16 protein-coding genes are annotated in these 14,886 nt (G+C 68.1%); all 16 read left to right on the top strand.

The genetic code is table 11. The annotated features are described in order from the left end of the window. The first annotated feature begins 7 nt into the window (after positions 1 to 7). The 16 genes from HT579_21590 to HT579_21515 all read left to right on the top strand — a co-directional run bounded on the left by HT579_21590 (position 8) and on the right by HT579_21515 (position 14,746). Positions 8 to 1,009: a homoserine kinase gene (locus HT579_21590; protein QKS31293.1), complete on the top strand. Its 1,002-nt coding sequence runs from the start codon at positions 8 to 10 to the stop codon at positions 1,007 to 1,009. Beyond that, on the top strand, positions 999 to 2,285 hold the full coding sequence (locus HT579_21585) for a class I SAM-dependent methyltransferase (protein ID QKS31292.1): 1,287 nt from the start codon (positions 999 to 1,001) through the stop codon (positions 2,283 to 2,285). The genes HT579_21590 and HT579_21585 overlap by 11 nt, the downstream gene beginning before the upstream one ends. 84 nt (positions 2,286 to 2,369) lie before the next feature. Then, entirely contained in the window at positions 2,370 to 3,107 is a 738-nt protein-coding gene (locus HT579_21580) for a hypothetical protein (protein QKS31291.1), read from the top strand. A 13-nt stretch (positions 3,108 to 3,120) separates the two neighbouring features. Continuing rightward, positions 3,121 to 3,900, top strand: coding sequence for a hypothetical protein (locus HT579_21575; protein QKS31290.1), 780 nt, complete (start codon positions 3,121 to 3,123; stop codon positions 3,898 to 3,900). After that, positions 3,893 to 4,567, top strand: coding sequence for a nicotinate-nucleotide adenylyltransferase (nadD, locus tag HT579_21570; protein ID QKS31289.1), 675 nt, complete (start codon positions 3,893 to 3,895; stop codon positions 4,565 to 4,567). Before HT579_21575 ends, nadD begins: the two co-directional genes overlap by 8 nt. A 7-nt stretch (positions 4,568 to 4,574) precedes the next feature. After that, on the top strand, positions 4,575 to 4,958 hold the full coding sequence (rsfS, locus tag HT579_21565; protein QKS31288.1) for a ribosome silencing factor: 384 nt from the start codon (positions 4,575 to 4,577) through the stop codon (positions 4,956 to 4,958). Next, entirely contained in the window at positions 4,955 to 5,425 is a 471-nt protein-coding gene (gene rlmH / locus HT579_21560; GenBank protein QKS31287.1) for a 23S rRNA (pseudouridine(1915)-N(3))-methyltransferase RlmH, read from the top strand. Before rsfS ends, rlmH begins: the two co-directional genes overlap by 4 nt. Then, entirely contained in the window at positions 5,426 to 6,049 is a 624-nt protein-coding gene (gene maf, locus HT579_21555) for a septum formation inhibitor Maf (protein ID QKS31286.1), read from the top strand. Positions 6,050 to 6,317: 268 nt separating this feature from the next. Then, entirely contained in the window at positions 6,318 to 6,920 is a 603-nt protein-coding gene (locus HT579_21550; GenBank protein QKS31285.1) for a thermostable hemolysin, read from the top strand. Next, a complete protein-coding gene (locus HT579_21545) occupies positions 6,917 to 8,437 on the top strand; it encodes an AMP-binding protein (GenBank protein ID QKS31284.1) in 1,521 nt (506 codons plus the stop codon). The genes HT579_21550 and HT579_21545 overlap by 4 nt, the downstream gene beginning before the upstream one ends. Next, positions 8,424 to 9,089, top strand: coding sequence for an iron-containing redox enzyme family protein (locus tag HT579_21540; protein ID QKS31283.1), 666 nt, complete (start codon positions 8,424 to 8,426; stop codon positions 9,087 to 9,089). The genes HT579_21545 and HT579_21540 overlap by 14 nt, the downstream gene beginning before the upstream one ends. After that, positions 9,080 to 9,865, top strand: a complete 786-nt coding sequence (locus HT579_21535; GenBank protein ID QKS31282.1) for an SDR family oxidoreductase — start codon at positions 9,080 to 9,082, stop codon at positions 9,863 to 9,865. The genes HT579_21540 and HT579_21535 overlap by 10 nt, the downstream gene beginning before the upstream one ends. 23 nt (positions 9,866 to 9,888) lie before the next feature. Further along, complete coding sequence (locus HT579_21530) at positions 9,889 to 10,545, top strand: hypothetical protein (GenBank protein QKS31281.1); 657 nt, start codon at positions 9,889 to 9,891, stop codon at positions 10,543 to 10,545. Beyond that, positions 10,546 to 11,208: a response regulator gene (locus HT579_21525; protein QKS31280.1), complete on the top strand. Its 663-nt coding sequence runs from the start codon at positions 10,546 to 10,548 to the stop codon at positions 11,206 to 11,208. Beyond that, positions 11,208 to 12,599, top strand: a complete 1,392-nt coding sequence (locus tag HT579_21520) for a sensor histidine kinase N-terminal domain-containing protein (protein QKS31279.1) — start codon at positions 11,208 to 11,210, stop codon at positions 12,597 to 12,599. The genes HT579_21525 and HT579_21520 overlap by 1 nt, the downstream gene beginning before the upstream one ends. A gap of 158 nt (positions 12,600 to 12,757) precedes the next feature. Next, positions 12,758 to 14,746, top strand: a complete 1,989-nt coding sequence (locus HT579_21515) for a UvrD-helicase domain-containing protein (protein QKS31278.1) — start codon at positions 12,758 to 12,760, stop codon at positions 14,744 to 14,746. Positions 14,747 to 14,886 lie beyond the last annotated feature (140 nt).

Below are 14,886 nucleotides of genomic sequence, written 5' to 3'. Positions count from 1 at the left end.
CGCGCCCATGTCGGTGTTCACCGAACTCAGCGCCAGCGCGGCGGCCGCCTGGCTTGAGAACTACTCGCTGGGAACGCTGCAGCGCCTCGAAGGAATCGCCGAGGGCGTGCAGAACTCGAACTTCTTCCTTCGCACCAGTGGCGGCGAATACGTCCTGACCCTCTTCGAGCAGGTGCCGCACGCCCAGCTCCCGTTCTACACGCAGCTGCTGGCGCATCTGTCGGCGTGCGGGATTCCCTGTCCGGCACCGGTCGCCAATCGTCGCAACGCGTATCTCGGCGAGCTCGCCGGCCGGCCAGCGCTGATCGTCAGCCGCCTCGACGGTCTTTCCGTGACACGGCCGACGCCGGCGCAGTGTGCGGCGATCGGCGCCGCGCTGGCCGAACTCCATCTGGCCGCACAGTCCTCGCCGGTGAGCCAGCCGCACCCGCGCGGCACCGCCTGGTGTGTCGAGGTCGCCGCGCAACTCGTTCCGCACCTGGCGCCTGACGCAGCCGCACTGCTGGCGGACGAGTTGCGGCAGCAGGCGTCACGCCCCGGCAGTCTGCCGCGCGGCATCGTCCACGCCGACCTCTTCCGCGACAACGTGCTCTTCGTCGGTGATCGCGTCAGCGGCCTGCTCGACTTCTACTTTGCCGGCGTCGACGATTTGCTGTTCGACCTGGCGGTCGTGGCGAACGACTGGTGCACCGCCGCCGGCGGCGAGGTCGACGGCGAACGCTGCCGGTCGCTGCTGGCTGCCTACCAGCGGCGGCGGCCGCTGACCGCCGGCGAACGGGCGGCCTGGCCGATGCTGTTGCGCGCGGCAGCCCTGCGTTTCTGGCTCTCGCGCCTGCAGGATCAGCTCCTGCCCAGACCTGGCGAGGTGGTGACGCAGCGCGATCCCCGGGTTTACCAGGAGATCCTGCTGGCGCACCGGGCGAGCGGCGATCGACCAGGACTGGGCACGCCGCCCGTCGAGCCGCTGCTGGCGGAAGCGGCACCACAGGTGGCGTGGCATGGACGGTAGTTACCTGCCACAGGTCAGGGCGCAGTACGAAGCGCTGCCCTATCCGCCGCGCGACCCGAAGGAGGAAGGCCAGCGGCTGCTGCCGACCTGGCTCGACTCGCTGCCGATGATCAACCACTATTGCTTTGCCGGACAGCAGGATTTCGGCCACGGCTGGCGCGTGCTGGTCGCCGGCGGCGGCACCGGCGACGCGACGATCTACCTGGCCGAGCAGCTGCGCAGCACCGATGCCGAGATCGTGCACCTCGACCTGAGCGCGGCGAGCATCGCCATCGCCCGCCGGCGGGCCGAGATCCGCGGCCTCGGAAACATCCGCTGGCTGCAGGAGTCGCTGCTCGAGCTGCCCAGGCTGGAGCTGGGCGAATTCGACTACATCAACTGCTCGGGGGTCCTGCACCACCTGCCGGACCCCGATGCCGGTCTGCGCGCACTGCTCGGCGTGCTGGCGGCGGACGGAGCGATCGGCATGATGGTCTACGCGACCTACGGCCGTACCGGGGTTTACCAGATGCAGGAGCTGCTGCGGCGGATCAATGGCGGCTGCGAGCGCATCGGGCAATGCCTCGACAATGCCCGGCAGGTGCTGGCGGCACTGCCGCCGACGAACTGGTTTGCCCGTGGCGAGCAACTGATTTCCGATCATCGGCGCGGTGACGCCGGCATCTACGACCTGCTGCTGCATTCACAGGACCGCTCGTACACGGTCGAGGAACTGTACGCGTGGCTGCACGACGCGCACGGTCTGCACATCGAATTCTCCGACGTCGGCCGCGGGCGTGCTCCATACCTGCCGGATCTGGTGCTGGCACCGCGGCAGCCGCCGTTCCTCGACGCCGTTGCGCGCCTGCCGCCGCGCGAGCAGCAGGCGATCGCCGAACTGCTTGGCGGTACGCTGGTGACGCATTCGTTCTATCTGTGCCGCGGGGCGCGCGTCGCCCCCTACGGCGACCCGGAGTACGTTCCGTTCTTCTGCCACGAACCGGTCACCGGCCCCGAGCTGTCGGCCATCATCCACCGCAGCCGGGAGGTTCCCTTCGTCATGCGCCACAGCCATACGGGCATCAGCACGCCGCTCGATGTCGGTCGCTTCGGCAAGTTCATCCTCAAGTACATCGACGGCCGGCGCAGTTTTGCCGAGATCTTTGCCCTGGTGCGCGGCGAGGAGAAGTTCCGCCGCTCGCCGCCGGACGATGCCACGCTGTTCGCGGACTTCGCGCCGCTCTACCGCTTTCTCAACGCCATCGAGCGCATGCTGCTGACGCGCTGCCGCGCCTGAATGCGGCGCCGAGCCGCACGGCTTGCCTCGTTTCCTGCGGACCGCTAGCATCTGCTACCCATCGTGATCCGGACGATCCCTGCCATGGAGCAATTCCCGATTCCCGCCCCTCCCCATGACGGCTCCAGTCGCCTGCTCGGGCCGGGCAGCGTCTTCAACTGGTTCTGCCAGGGCTGGGCGATCTTCGCCGTCAACCCGGCCGTCTGGATCGCCATGATGGTCATCGTCATCGTCATCTACGTCGGGCTGGCGGTCGTCCCGGTCATCGGCTATCTCGCGGCCTACCTGCTGACACCCTTGCTGGCGGCGGGAATGCTGATCGCCTGCCGCAAGGCGGCGATCGGCGAGTCACTCGAGATCGGCGACCTGTTTGCCGGTTTCAAGCGTGACACGGGTGCGTTGATGACGCTTGGCGTCCATTACATGCTGGCGATGCTGCTGCTCTTCCTGCTCGTCTTCCTCTTCCTGGGCGGCGGCATCGCCGGCGGCCTGGCGCTGGCGAACCCGCTTGGCGTCGGCATCGCCCTCGGCGGCATTGCCCTCGGCGGCCTCCTCTGGCTGCTGCTGTCGCTGCTGATCGTCATGGCCGTCTGGTTCGCGCCGGCGCTGGTCGTGTTCAACCACATGCCGCCGACAGCGGCACTCAAGGCCAGCTTTCACGCCTGCATGAAGAACCTTCTCAGCTTTCTGGTCTATGGGCTGCTGACCATGGTCCTGTGTTTCTTTGCCGCACTGCCGCTTGGCCTCGGATTCCTGGTCCTCGGACCGGTCCTGGCTGGCTCCGTGTATGCTTCGTATCGCGACACCTTCATCACCGCCTGACTGGCCTGACAACATGCAAGCACTGACTCTTCCCGCGGCGCAAGGATGGCGCTGGCTCACCGACGGCTTTCGCATCTTTCGCAAGGGACATGTGATGCTGACGTTCCTGGTCGTCAGCTACTGGCTGTTGATGGCGATGGTCAACATGTTGCCGGTGATCGGGACGGTGGTCACGACGCTGTGCATCCCGGCATTCTCGGTCAGCCTGATGAATGTCTGCCGCAACATCGAGCGCTCGCTGCCGGTGACGCCGCAACTGCTGTTCTCGGGTTTTCGCAGCAACCTGCGGTCGCTGCTGGTTCTCGGCGCCGTGTACCTGGCGGCGACGGTCGGCATCCTGGCGATCTCGGCGGTTGCCGATGGCGGCGCGCTGATGGCGATGATGCTGCTCGGCGCGAAGCCGGCGGACGACATACTGGCGAGCGGTGACATCCTCTTCGCGGCACAGATCGCCTTGCTGTTGCTCTGCCCGCTGGTCATGGCCTACTGGTATGCGCCGGTTCTCGCCGGCTGGCATTCGCTGCCACCGGCAAAGGCGCTGTTCTTCAGCTTCGTCGCCTGTGCCCGCAACTGGCGGGCCTTCCTCGTCTACTCGCTGGCGCTGCTCCTCGTCGCGCTCGTGCTGCCGGCGCTGCTGCTGGGCGTCGCCGGGACGCTGCTGCAACTGGGTGCCTCGCTGGTGGCGACGGGAATGACCGTGCTGGTCCTTCTCGTCGTCGCACCGACGGTCTTTGCCAGCTTCTACGTCAGTTATCGTGACGTCTTCGTCAGCATCGGCGAAAGCGATGCCTGAGGGTGCCGGCGACGGGCCGCTGGGGATCTTCGGCGGCACCTTCGATCCGGTTCACTACGGCCACCTGCGCCTCGCCGAGGAGGCTGGCAGCGCGCTCGCGCTGACGGCGGTGCGCTGGATTCCGGCGGGTCAGCCGGCGCTGCGTGACGCCCCGCGGGTGACCGCCGGGCAGCGGCTGGCGATGGTCCGCCTGGCGACTGCCGACAACCCGCTGTTCGAGGTCGATGCTAGCGAGGTGACGGCGGCACGGCCGAGCTACACCGTGCCGACCCTGGAACGACTGCGCTTGCCCGACCAGTGCGGCGGCCGCCGGCCGCTCGTCCTGCTGCTCGGTGCCGACGCCTTTGCCGGTCTGCCGGGCTGGCATCGCTGGCAGTCGCTGTTCGCGCTGGCGCACCTGGCCGTTGCCCATCGCCCGGGCTTTCCGCTCGAGCGGGCGCAACTGCCGCCGGAACTGGCCGAACACTGCCGCGATCGTTTCTGCAGCAACCCGGCCGAACTCGCCTCGTCGCCGGCGGGGCGGGTCGTCACCTTTGCGATGACGCAACTGGCGATCTCGGCGACGCGTGTTCGCCGGTTGCTGGCCAGCGGCGAAAGCGTCCGCTATTTGCTGCCCGATCGCGTTATCGCTTATATTCGGCGCCATCGCCTTTATCCACAACCCTGAGCTGCCAATGAAACTTGCCGATCTCGAAAAGCTGGTCGTCACTGCACTCGAAGACATCAAGGCCCGCGATATCGAGGTCATCGATACCAGCCGCCTGACGGCGCTCTTCGATCGCATGGTCATCGCCTGTGGCGATTCGAACCGTCAGGTCCGGTCGCTGGCACGCAACGTGCAGGAGAAGGTCTCCGAGGCTGGCGGTAGCGTCCTCTCCTGCGAGGGCGAGGAGGCGGGCGAGTGGATCCTGGTCGATCTCGGGGACATCATCGTCCACGTCATGCAACCGGCGGTTCGCAGTTACTACAATCTCGAGGAGCTGTGGGGTGGCAAGGGTCCGCTGCGTGTCCGCCAGGCTGTCCGTCAGGTCACGGAGGCCAGCGTCGGCGAGGAATGAGGCTGGCCATCCTGGCCGTCGGGCACAGGCCGCCCGCCTGGGTGCTTGCCGGCTGCGCCGAGTATCTCAAGCGCATGCCGCGCGAGCTGCCGCTGTCGGTGATCGAGGTCAAGGCCGAGGTGCGCGGCACGAAGAGCCGCGAACAGCTCCTCGCCGCCGAGAGGACACGCCTGCTGGCAGCGCTGCAGGGCTTTCGCCGGCTGGTTGTGCTCGACGAGCGCGGTGCCGACCTGAGTACGCTGCAGCTGGCGCAGCGTCTTGCCGGCTGGATGCAGATTGGTGGCGACACCGCCTTCGTCATCGGCAGTGCCGACGGGGTCGACGCGGCTTTGAAGCAGCAGGCCGACGAGGTCATTCGCCTCTCGCGCCTGACCCTGCCGCACGCGTTGGCGCGCCTGCTGCTCTGCGAACAGCTCTACCGCGCCTGCAGCGTGGTCCGTAACCACCCCTACCATCGCGAGGACTGAGTGCCTGCCGGCCTCCTGCAGCAACGCGTCCATCTCGCCTCGCGCAGCCCGCGCCGGCGCGAGCTGCTGGCGCAGATCGGCGTTGCCTTCGACACCATCAGCTTCCGCAGTTCGCCGCGCGAAGATGCGGCGGTGGACGAGACGCCGCTGCCCGGTGAGGATCCGCGGCACTACGTCGAACGTCTGGCGCGCAGCAAGGCGGCGCACGGCTGCGAGCTGGTCCGTCGGCGACGCCTGTTGCCACAACCGGTCCTCGCTGCCGACACGACTCTGGAACTGGCCGGCGAGCTGATCGGCAAGCCGGCCGATGCCGACGACGCCTGCCGCATCCTGCAGCGTCTTTCGGGGCGCAGTCATCGCGTGCTGACCGCCGTCGCGGTCGCCTGGGAAGGCCGCATCGAGCTTGCCGTGTCCGACAGTGAAGTGCGTTTCCGTCTCCTCGACGACGGCGAGATCCGCCGCTACGTTGCCAGCGGCGAGCCACTGGACAAGGCCGGTGCCTACGGCATCCAGGGTCGTGCGGGAATGTTCGTCGAATACCTCGCCGGCAGCTACTCCGGAGTCATGGGGCTGCCGCTGTGCGAGACGGCGCAGTTGCTCAAGCGCTGTGGCTGTCTGCCCTAGGCCGCAGGGCAGGGGAACCGGGGTGGTGGCAACGGGCCGATCGGGCGGACTCCAGGCGTCGGTCCGTCGCCGATTCCGATCGTCGCCCTGACGGCCAATGCCTTTGAAGGTGCCAGCGAGCGGTCGGCGGTCCGTCGTCGCGCGCCGGCTGTGCCTGTGGCCACCGCCGGACCCTCCTCGTCGGCTGCGTGCGCGGCGGTCGCTCCGTTTAAGAGCTTGTTAAGGAAGCGCCGTCAAGCTGCGCGCACTTGCTCAGAGGATTCCTGCCATGCAGCCAGCACGCCGCGATGTTTTCGACAGCCACTGCGACTCGGTCACCGTGAACCACGCCGATCTCGCGTCGCCTCGCCGTGCGCAGGCCGAGTCGTTCATTCGCCAGGTTTTCGCCCGCCACCATGCCGCCGACGTCACGTCTTTCGCTCCCAACCTGATGCTCTTCGAGCGCCAGGAGCGGATCGTCGCCGCCTGCGGCTGGCGGCCGGCAGCCAGTGAGAAGCTGTTTCTCGAATGCTATCTCGAGCAGCCCATCGAGCAGGTGATGGCCGGCCTGGCGAAACAACCGGTTCGCCGCGACGAGATCGTCGAGGTCGGCAACCTGGCGGCGGAGAAGCCCGGTGGAACGATACAGGTCGTGCTGGCGCTGACCGCTCACCTCGATCGGCTGGGCTACAAATGGCTCGCCTTCACCGCCACGCGCGAATTGATCGGCATCCTGAACCGGCTGGGGCTGCCGGCACTGGCATTGGCGCCGGCTGATCCGGCACGGCTTGGCGAGGCCGCCGGAAGCTGGGGCAGCTACTACAGCCAGCAGCCGATCGTCGTTGCCGGACGCATCCGCACGGCGCTGGCACGCGTCGGCCGGCGCGCATGAGCAGCATCAGCCAGACACCGCAGGGGCTGGCCGCGCGCCTGTTCGACGCGCTGTCTGCACGTCGGCCCGACGCCGTCGTCCTGCGCGGCGACAGCCAGACCTGGCGCGCCGCAGAGCTGCCGTCGGCCGTCGACTCGCTGGCCTGTGGCCTCACGGGTACGCGCGTGCTCGCGGTGCTGGCCGACAACGGCCCGGCATGGGTGATCGCCGATCTCGCGGCCTTGCGTGCCGGCATCGTCCATCTGCCGCTGCCGGGCTTCTTCAGCCAGTCGCAACTGGCGCACGCGTTGACGCAGACCGGAGCCGACACGGTGCTCACCGACCAGCCGGCGAGGATCACCGGGCTGGGCCTCGGCTTCGCCGTCGTCGGCAAGGCGAACGGGCTGCTCCGCATGCAGCGGACGACGCCGGAGGCAGCGTTGCCGCCGGCAACCGCCAAGATCTCGTTCACTTCCGGCAGTACGGGCGCCCCCCGCGGTGTCTGCCTGAGCGCTGCCGGCCTGCTCGACACCGCCGTCGCCGTTGCCGGCTGCTTCGCCGATCTGGCGATCGAACGCCACCTGGCCGTCCTGCCATTGTCGCTGCTGCTCGAGAACAGCGCCGGCGTGCATGCGCCGCTGCTGCTCGGCGCCGAGATCTGCGTCGCCGGACTGCAGACGCTTGGCTGGCGCGGCATGGCGGGTTTCGATCCGGAGGCGCTGCAGCAGGCTGTTGCCGCCAGCGGTGCCAACAGCCTGATCGTGGTTCCCGAACTGCTCAAGATGTGGAGCACGCACCTGGCGGCTGGCGGGCAGGTGGCGGCTGGCGCCCTGCGTCATGTTGCCGTCGGCGGCGCGCGTGTCGCTCCGGCGCTGCTCGCCCGCGCACGTGCCGTCGGCCTGCCGGCCTACCAGGGCTACGGCCTGACCGAGTGCGGTTCGGTCCTCAGTCTCAACCGTCCCGGCGACGACGGCGAAGGTGTCGGGCGCCCGCTGCCGCACGTGCGCGTGCGGATCGCCGACGGTGAAGTGCTGGTGGGCACGCGTGCCTTTCTTGGCTATGTCGGCGACGAGCTGCCGCCACCGACCACGGTGCCGCCGCTGTCGGAGTTCGCCACTGGCGACCTCGGCCGGCTGGATGGCAATGGCCACCTCCACCTCGAGGGGCGCCGCAAGAATCTGCTGATCACGTCATTCGGCCGCAACGTGGCGCCGGAGTGGCCCGAGTCGCTGTTGCTCGCCGAGCCGGCCATTGCCCAGGCGGTGGTCTTCGGCGACGGCATGCCCTGGCTGTCTGCCCTGCTGGTCGCCGCGCCGGGTGCTGATGACGGCGCGCTGGCGGCGGCGGTGGCGCGGGTCAACGCCCGCCTGCCGGACTACGCGCGCATCGTCGGCTGGCTGCCGGCGGCGCCGTTCAGCAGCGACAACGGGCTGGCGACCGGCAACGGACGGCCGCGCCGCAGCGCCATCCTTCACCATCACGCCGCCGATCTGGCGGCCATCCATCAAGCAAGGGAAGCAAGCGATGTCCTTTCATGAACAACTGATCGCCGCTACCGTCACCGAGCGCGCACGCCTGCTGGCCGTGCCGGTGATCGCCGACTGTCTGCAGGGACGGGTCAGCCTGGGCACCTATCTCGCCTTTCTTGGGCAGGCCTACCATCACGTGCGGCAGACCACCCCCCTGCTGATGACACTCGGCGGTCGTCTGCCGGAGCGGCTGTCGTGGCTGCGCCGGCCGGTCGCCGAGTACATCGACGAGGAGATCGGTCACGAGGAGTGGATTCTCAACGACATCACTGCGGCCGGTGGCGATGCGGACGCGGTGCGTGCCAGTCAGCCGGATCTGCCGGCCGAGCTGATGGTCGCCTATGCCTACGATCTGCTGCATCGCGGCAACCCGGCGGCCTTCTTCGGCATGGTATTCGTCCTCGAGGGCACCAGCGTCGCGCTCGCCCTGCAGGCCGCCGACCGCATCCAGCAGACGCTCGGTCTGCCGAATGCCGCTTTCTCCTACCTGCGCTCGCACGGGACGCTCGACCAGCAACACACGATGCATCTTGCGCGCCTGCTCGAACGGATGACGCCGGCCGACCAGGCCGATGTCGTGCACAGCGCGCGTGTCTTCTACAAGCTCTACGGCGATGTCTTCCGCGCCCTGCCGTCCGTCGAGGAAGCGTCATGCAGCTGAACCATGCCCGTATCCTCCTCACCGGCGCCAGCGGCGGTCTCGGCCAGGAACTTGCCCGCCAACTGGCCGCTGCCGGTGCCGTGTTGCTGCTCGCCGGGCGCGACGATGGCCGCCTGCGGTCGCTGAGCGCATCGCTCGGCAACGGCTCCACCCCTGTCTGTGGCGACCTCGGCCGGCCCGCCGGCGTGGCGGCGCTGGCGGCGGCAGCCCGCCACTTCGAGGTCAATGTCCTGATCAACAATGCCGGTGTCGGTGCCTTCGGCCTGCTCGAAACGCAGGAGTGGAGCACCATCGAGGAGGTGCTGGCGACCAACCTCGAAGGCCCGATCCACCTCACGCATGCCTTGCTGCCCTGGCTCAAGGCACAGCCGCAGGCGGCGATCGTGAACATTGGCTCGACCTTCGGCAGCCTGCCCTTTCCCGGTTTTGCCGCCTACTCGGCGGCCAAGGCGGGTCTGCGCGGTTTCTCGCAGGCGCTCCGCCGCGAGCTGGCGGATTCGCTCGTTGCCGTCATCCATGTCGCGCCGCGGGCGATCGATACGCCACTCAACAGCGCGGCGGTGAACGCGCTGAATCGGGCGCTGAGGAACCACAGCGACGCGCCCGCCGACGTGGCGCGACAGATCGTCGCGGCGCTCCGCCGTGGCGACGGCGAACACCATTTCGGCTTTCCGGAACGGCTGTTCGCCTGGCTCAACGGCGTCGCCCCATCCCTGATCGACCGTGGCCTGGCGGGCAAGCTGCCGATCGTCAAGCAGCACAGTCCATCATCCTGAACCGCATTGAAAGGAACATTCCCATGAAGATTGTGCTTGCCGCCGGCAGGTTCGTCACCCTGCTCGCCCTCCTCGCCGGCAGTTCGCTGGCCGTCGCCAGTACCGCCGAGGATCTCATCCGGCCGATCCAGGAGCAGTGGGCCGAGATCAAGTATCGTCAGCCGGAGAAACAGCAGGCCGAGGGCTATCGGGTACTGGCCGAACAGGCGCGCAGGATCGTCGACGCGAATCCGAAGATGCCCGAGGCACTGATCTGGGAGGGCATCGTCCTGTCCAGTGAAGCGGGTGCCAAGGGTGGCCTCGGGGCGCTGTCGCTGGCCAAGGAAGCCCGGCAGCGACTCGACGAGGCGCTCAAGCTCAACGACAGGGCGCTGAACGGATCGGCCTACACCAGCCTGGCGACCCTCTATGCCAAGGTGCCGGGCTGGCCGGTCGGCTTTGGCGACAAGGAACGGGCCGAGGAGTATTTTCGCAAGGCGCTGGCGATCAACCCGGACGGCATTGACCCGAACTTCTTTTACGGCGAGTATCTGGCCGATCGTGGCCGGTCGGCCGAGGCAGTGCCGTACCTCGAAAGAGCCTTGAAGGCGCCGCCCCGCCCCGGGCGCGAACTGGCCGACAGCGGTCGCCGCCAGGAGATTCAGGCGTTGCTGGCAAAACTCAGGAAGGAAAACAGGTAAGTGCGCGTTCTGCTCGTCGAAGATGATGTCCTGCTTGGCGACGGCGTCCGCGCCGGCCTGAAACTCGACGGTTACACGGTCGACTGGGTGCGCGATGGCGAGGCCGCGCGCCTGGCGCTGCTTGACCACGCCTACCTGGCCTGTGTGCTCGATCTCGGGCTGCCGAAACGGGGTGGCCTGTCCGTGTTGCAGGATTTGCGCGAGCGCGGGAATCAGTTGCCCGTGTTGATCCTGACGGCGCGCGACAGCAGCGCTGACAAGATCGCCGGGCTCGATGCCGGTGCCGACGACTACCTCACGAAACCCTTCGACCTGCCGGAACTGCAGGCGCGCCTGCGGGCGCTGCTGCGCCGCGCCGGCGGCAAGGCGACGCCGACGCTCGAGCACGCGGGTGTGGTGCTCGACCCCGCGAGCAAGAGGGTTACCCGGGATGGCGAGCCGGTCAGTCTGTCGGCGCGCGAGTACACGCTGCTGCTCGATCTGCTCCGTCACAGGAACCATATCCGCACCCGCGGTCAGCTCGAGGAAAGCCTGTACTCATGGGGTGAGGAAACCGGCAGCAATACCGTCGAGGTCTATATCCATCACTTGCGCAAGAAGCTGGGTGCGGACTTCATCCGCACCGTGCGCGGCCTCGGTTACCAGCTCTGCGATCCGACCTGATGCGCCACTCGCTGCAGAGTGTCCGCCTGCAGTCGCTGCGCTGGCGCCTGCTGCGCACGGTGTGCGTGGCGTCGCTTTGCGGCCTCGCGCTGACCGCCACAATGAGCTACTGGCAGGCGCAGCATGAGGCAGAGGAACTGATGGATGGGCACCTGGCGCAATCAGCCCGGCTCCTGCTGGCGCTGGTGCGCGACAACGAGGAGCACCTCGGCGACCTGGCAACGCGACTGGCGACGGTGCGCAGCAGCGAGGAGAACCTCTACGAGCCGCAGCTCGAGTTCCAGATCGGCGGTGTCGACGGGGCTTTGCTGTTGCGTTCCGAACACGCGCCGCCGGTCGATCTGTCCGCTCCTCCCGGCTACACGGTCATCGAACACGACGGTCAGCCCTGGCGGATCCTCAACCTCGTCGCGAATTCGGGCGATTACCGCGTCCAGGTTGGTCAGTCGATCGTGCTGCGCGACCGGGCGGCGCTGGAGGTGGCGGTGCAGTCGGTCCTGCCGATCGTGCTGATGTCGCCGCTGTTGCTGCTCCTGCTCTACTACTCGGTGCGGCGTGGGCTGAAGCCGCTCGACGACCTGACGGCCGATGTCGCGGCGCGTTCTCCGGACAACCTCATGCCGCTGGCCGGGCGCCACGTGCCCACCGAAGCTCAGCCGCTGGTGGTGGCGCTCAACCGCCTGTTGTTCAGGCTGCGGGCCACCCTCGACAACGAACGCCGGTTCACCGCCGATGCCGCGCACGAGCTGCGAACGCCTCTGGCGGTGGTCCGCATCCAGGCACAGGTCGCACAGCGCACGGCCGACAGCGCCGACCGGCAGCACGCGCTCGACCAGATCGTCGCCGGCACCGACCGTGCGACCCGCATGGTCGACCAGTTGCTGCGCCTGGCGCGCCTCGATCCGCTGGCGCAATTGCCGACATCCAGCGAGATCGACCTGGCTGAACTCGCGCGGCGGGTGCTCGCTGAAACGCCGGTGCCGGAAAACCGGCATGGCCTGCGGTTGCAGGCGCGCGGCAAGCCGCTGTCGGTCAGCGGTGACGGCGAACTGCTCGAGATCGTCTTGCGCAACCTGCTCGACAACGCTCTGCGCTATACCCCGGCGGCAGCCCGGATCACCGTTTTCGTCCGCCGTGAGAATGAGGAGCTCTCTCTCGGCGTGGCGGACGATGGTCCGGGGGTCGCAGCGGACGAACTGCCGCGGCTTGCCGAACGCTTCTATCGTGGCAGCGATGCCGGCAGCGAGGGCAGCGGCCTCGGGCTCGCCATCGCGCAGAGGATCGCCGAGCTGCACGGCGCCCGTTTCGAGGCCGAGAACCTCGCCGCCGGCGGCTTCGAGGCGCGCCTGCGCTGGCCGCGACCGGTGGCCACGCAGCGACTGGGTGCCTGAGCCGGCGTTCCGTCGCCAGTGCTTGCCGGCGCCGTGCCGCCATGGCGCACTGCGGTCGTGAGCGCGGGGGCCTGCGCCGACGCCAGCCGGCTCCGGCGTCGCTCGTCGTCGTTGGGCGCGTGTTAGAATCGCGCCCCGATCCAGCCGACCCTGCCGCAATGTCCGTTCTCAACCCGCAGCAGCGGGAAGCGATTCGCTACCTCGATGGCCCGTTGCTGGTCCTGGCCGGCGCCGGCTCGGGCAAGACGCGGGTGATCACCGAAAAGATCGTCTACCTGATCGAGTCCTGTGGTCTGCAGCCGCGGAACATTGCGGCGATCACCTTCACCAACAAGGCAGCGCGCGAGATGCAGCAACGCGTCGGCAAGCTGCTTGCCGGGCGCTCTGCTGGTGGCGGTCTGGTCATCTCCACCTTCCACGCTCTGGGCGTGCGCATGCTGCGCGAGGAAGCTGCGGCAATCGGTTACAAGCCGGCTTTCTCGATCCTTGATTCGGCTGACTGTCTCGCCATCCTGGCCGAGCTTGCGGGCAGCGTCGACAAGGCGGTGGCTCGCCGTCTGCAGTGGCAGATTTCGAGCTGGAAGAGCGCGCTGGTTCTGCCCGGCGAGGCAGCCCGGATTGCCGGCGACGACAGCGAGGCGCGGGCTGCCAGGGCGTATGCGAGTTACGCGGAGACGTTGCGCGCCTATCAGGCGGTCGACTTCGACGACCTGATCGCGTTGCCCGTGCGCCTGCTGGAGACGCAGCCAGCGCTGTGCGAAAAGTGGCAGAACCGCCTGCGCTACCTGCTGATCGACGAGTACCAGGATACCAACGCCGGCCAGTACGCCCTGCTGCGGCTGCTGGCCGGGCAGCGCGCCGCCTTCACTGCCGTCGGCGACGACGATCAGTCGATCTACGGCTGGCGCGGTGCCGACCTGGCCAACCTGCGCGGCCTGCCACGCGACTACCCGAACCTCAAGCTGATCAAGCTGGAGCAGAACTACCGGTCGACGGCGCGCATCCTCAAGGCGGCGAACGCACTGATCGCGAACAACGAGAAGCTCTTCGAAAAGAGCCTCTGGTCGGAGCTTGGCCCCGGCGACCCGATCACCGTCAGCGCCTGTCCCGATCAGGATCGCGAGGCCGAGTCGGTCGTCATGAAGCTGCAGGCGCACCGCTTCGAACATCGGGGCCGATACAGCGACTACGCGATCCTCTACCGCGGCAACTTCCAGGCGCGCGCCGTCGAAGAGTTCCTGCGCAACCAGCGCGTTCCCTACCGGCTTTCCGGCGGCCAGTCGTTCTTCGACAAGGCCGAGATTCGCGACATTGCCGCCTACCTGCGGTTGCTGGCCAATACCGACGACGATCCGGCGTTCATTCGGGCGGTCAGCGCGCCACGGCGTGGTGTCGGCAGCAGCACGCTGCAGGTCCTTGGCGAGTATGCGGGCGAACGCCACCTGCCGCTGTTCACCGCTGCCTTCGAGGAGGGGTTTGCGCAACGGGTGCAGGCCCGCCAGCTCTCGCCGCTGGTCGAGTTCGGTGGCTTCATCCGGCGCCTGCAGCAGCGCGCCGGGCGTGAACCGGCGGCGTCGGTGCTCGACGAACTGCTGACCGGGATCGCCTACGAGGACTGGCTGCGGGCGCAGGAGGAAGCGCGGACGGCGCGGACGAGGTGGGAGAACGTGCGCGAGCTGTGCGACTGGCTGGGCAGGAAGGCAGAGGAGGAGGGGAAGACGCTGCTCGAAGCGGCGCAGGGAATTGCCCTGATCAGCATGATCGAGAAGGACGAGGTCGACGCCGACGCGGTCCAGCTGTCGACGCTGCATGCCGCCAAGGGTCTCGAGTTCAAGCATGTCTTCCTGATCGGTGTCGAGGAAGGTGTGCTGCCGCATCGGGAAGCGCAGGCCGAGAACCGTCTGGAGGAAGAGCGCCGTCTGATGTACGTCGGGATCACCCGTGCGCAGCGATCGCTGCATCTCAGCTACGCCGAAAAGCGCCAGCAGGGCCGGCAACTGATGCCCAGCGAGGCGTCACGATTCATCGGCGAGATGGGCCGCGACGAGCTGCGTTTTGTCGGGCGTGCGAGCGACGGCGTGCCCGACAGGGCGGGTGGCGCGCAGCGTCTGGCGGCGATCCGGGCGATGCTCGGCCGCGCCGGCTGAGTGGGCTGCGGCGGCGGGGCAAAGGGCGTTACAGCGCGTTACGCAACTGCTGACATCGAATGCGTGAGCCACCGCGTTGATCGGTGCAAGGCCGCAGGATCAAACGACAGTTCCCTGGCTCGGCCGAGCAAACCCCAATC

The organism is Candidatus Accumulibacter similis, assembly GCA_013347225.1.
Lineage (GTDB): Bacteria > Pseudomonadota > Gammaproteobacteria > Burkholderiales > Rhodocyclaceae > Accumulibacter > Accumulibacter similis.
The sequence above is the reverse complement of the archived record's forward strand: the minus strand, read 5'-3'. Positions and strand labels throughout refer to the sequence as shown.

Coding starts and splice junctions, on each gene's coding strand:
- rsfS (QKS31288.1), top strand. CDS start 4,575: ATGAAACTTGCCGATCTCGAAAAGCTGGTCGTCACTGCACTCGAAGAC.
- HT579_21575 (QKS31290.1), top strand. CDS start 3,121: ATGCAAGCACTGACTCTTCCCGCGGCGCAAGGATGGCGCTGGCTCACC.
- HT579_21580 (QKS31291.1), top strand. CDS start 2,370: ATGGAGCAATTCCCGATTCCCGCCCCTCCCCATGACGGCTCCAGTCGC.
- rlmH (QKS31287.1), top strand. CDS start 4,955: ATGAGGCTGGCCATCCTGGCCGTCGGGCACAGGCCGCCCGCCTGGGTG.
- HT579_21535 (QKS31282.1), top strand. CDS start 9,080: ATGCAGCTGAACCATGCCCGTATCCTCCTCACCGGCGCCAGCGGCGGT.
- HT579_21530 (QKS31281.1), top strand. CDS start 9,889: ATGAAGATTGTGCTTGCCGCCGGCAGGTTCGTCACCCTGCTCGCCCTC.
- HT579_21545 (QKS31284.1), top strand. CDS start 6,917: ATGAGCAGCATCAGCCAGACACCGCAGGGGCTGGCCGCGCGCCTGTTC.
- HT579_21540 (QKS31283.1), top strand. CDS start 8,424: ATGTCCTTTCATGAACAACTGATCGCCGCTACCGTCACCGAGCGCGCA.
- HT579_21585 (QKS31292.1), top strand. CDS start 999: ATGGACGGTAGTTACCTGCCACAGGTCAGGGCGCAGTACGAAGCGCTG.
- HT579_21550 (QKS31285.1), top strand. CDS start 6,318: ATGCAGCCAGCACGCCGCGATGTTTTCGACAGCCACTGCGACTCGGTC.
- nadD (QKS31289.1), top strand. CDS start 3,893: ATGCCTGAGGGTGCCGGCGACGGGCCGCTGGGGATCTTCGGCGGCACC.
- HT579_21515 (QKS31278.1), top strand. CDS start 12,758: ATGTCCGTTCTCAACCCGCAGCAGCGGGAAGCGATTCGCTACCTCGAT.
- HT579_21520 (QKS31279.1), top strand. CDS start 11,208: ATGCGCCACTCGCTGCAGAGTGTCCGCCTGCAGTCGCTGCGCTGGCGC.
- HT579_21590 (QKS31293.1), top strand. CDS start 8: ATGTCGGTGTTCACCGAACTCAGCGCCAGCGCGGCGGCCGCCTGGCTT.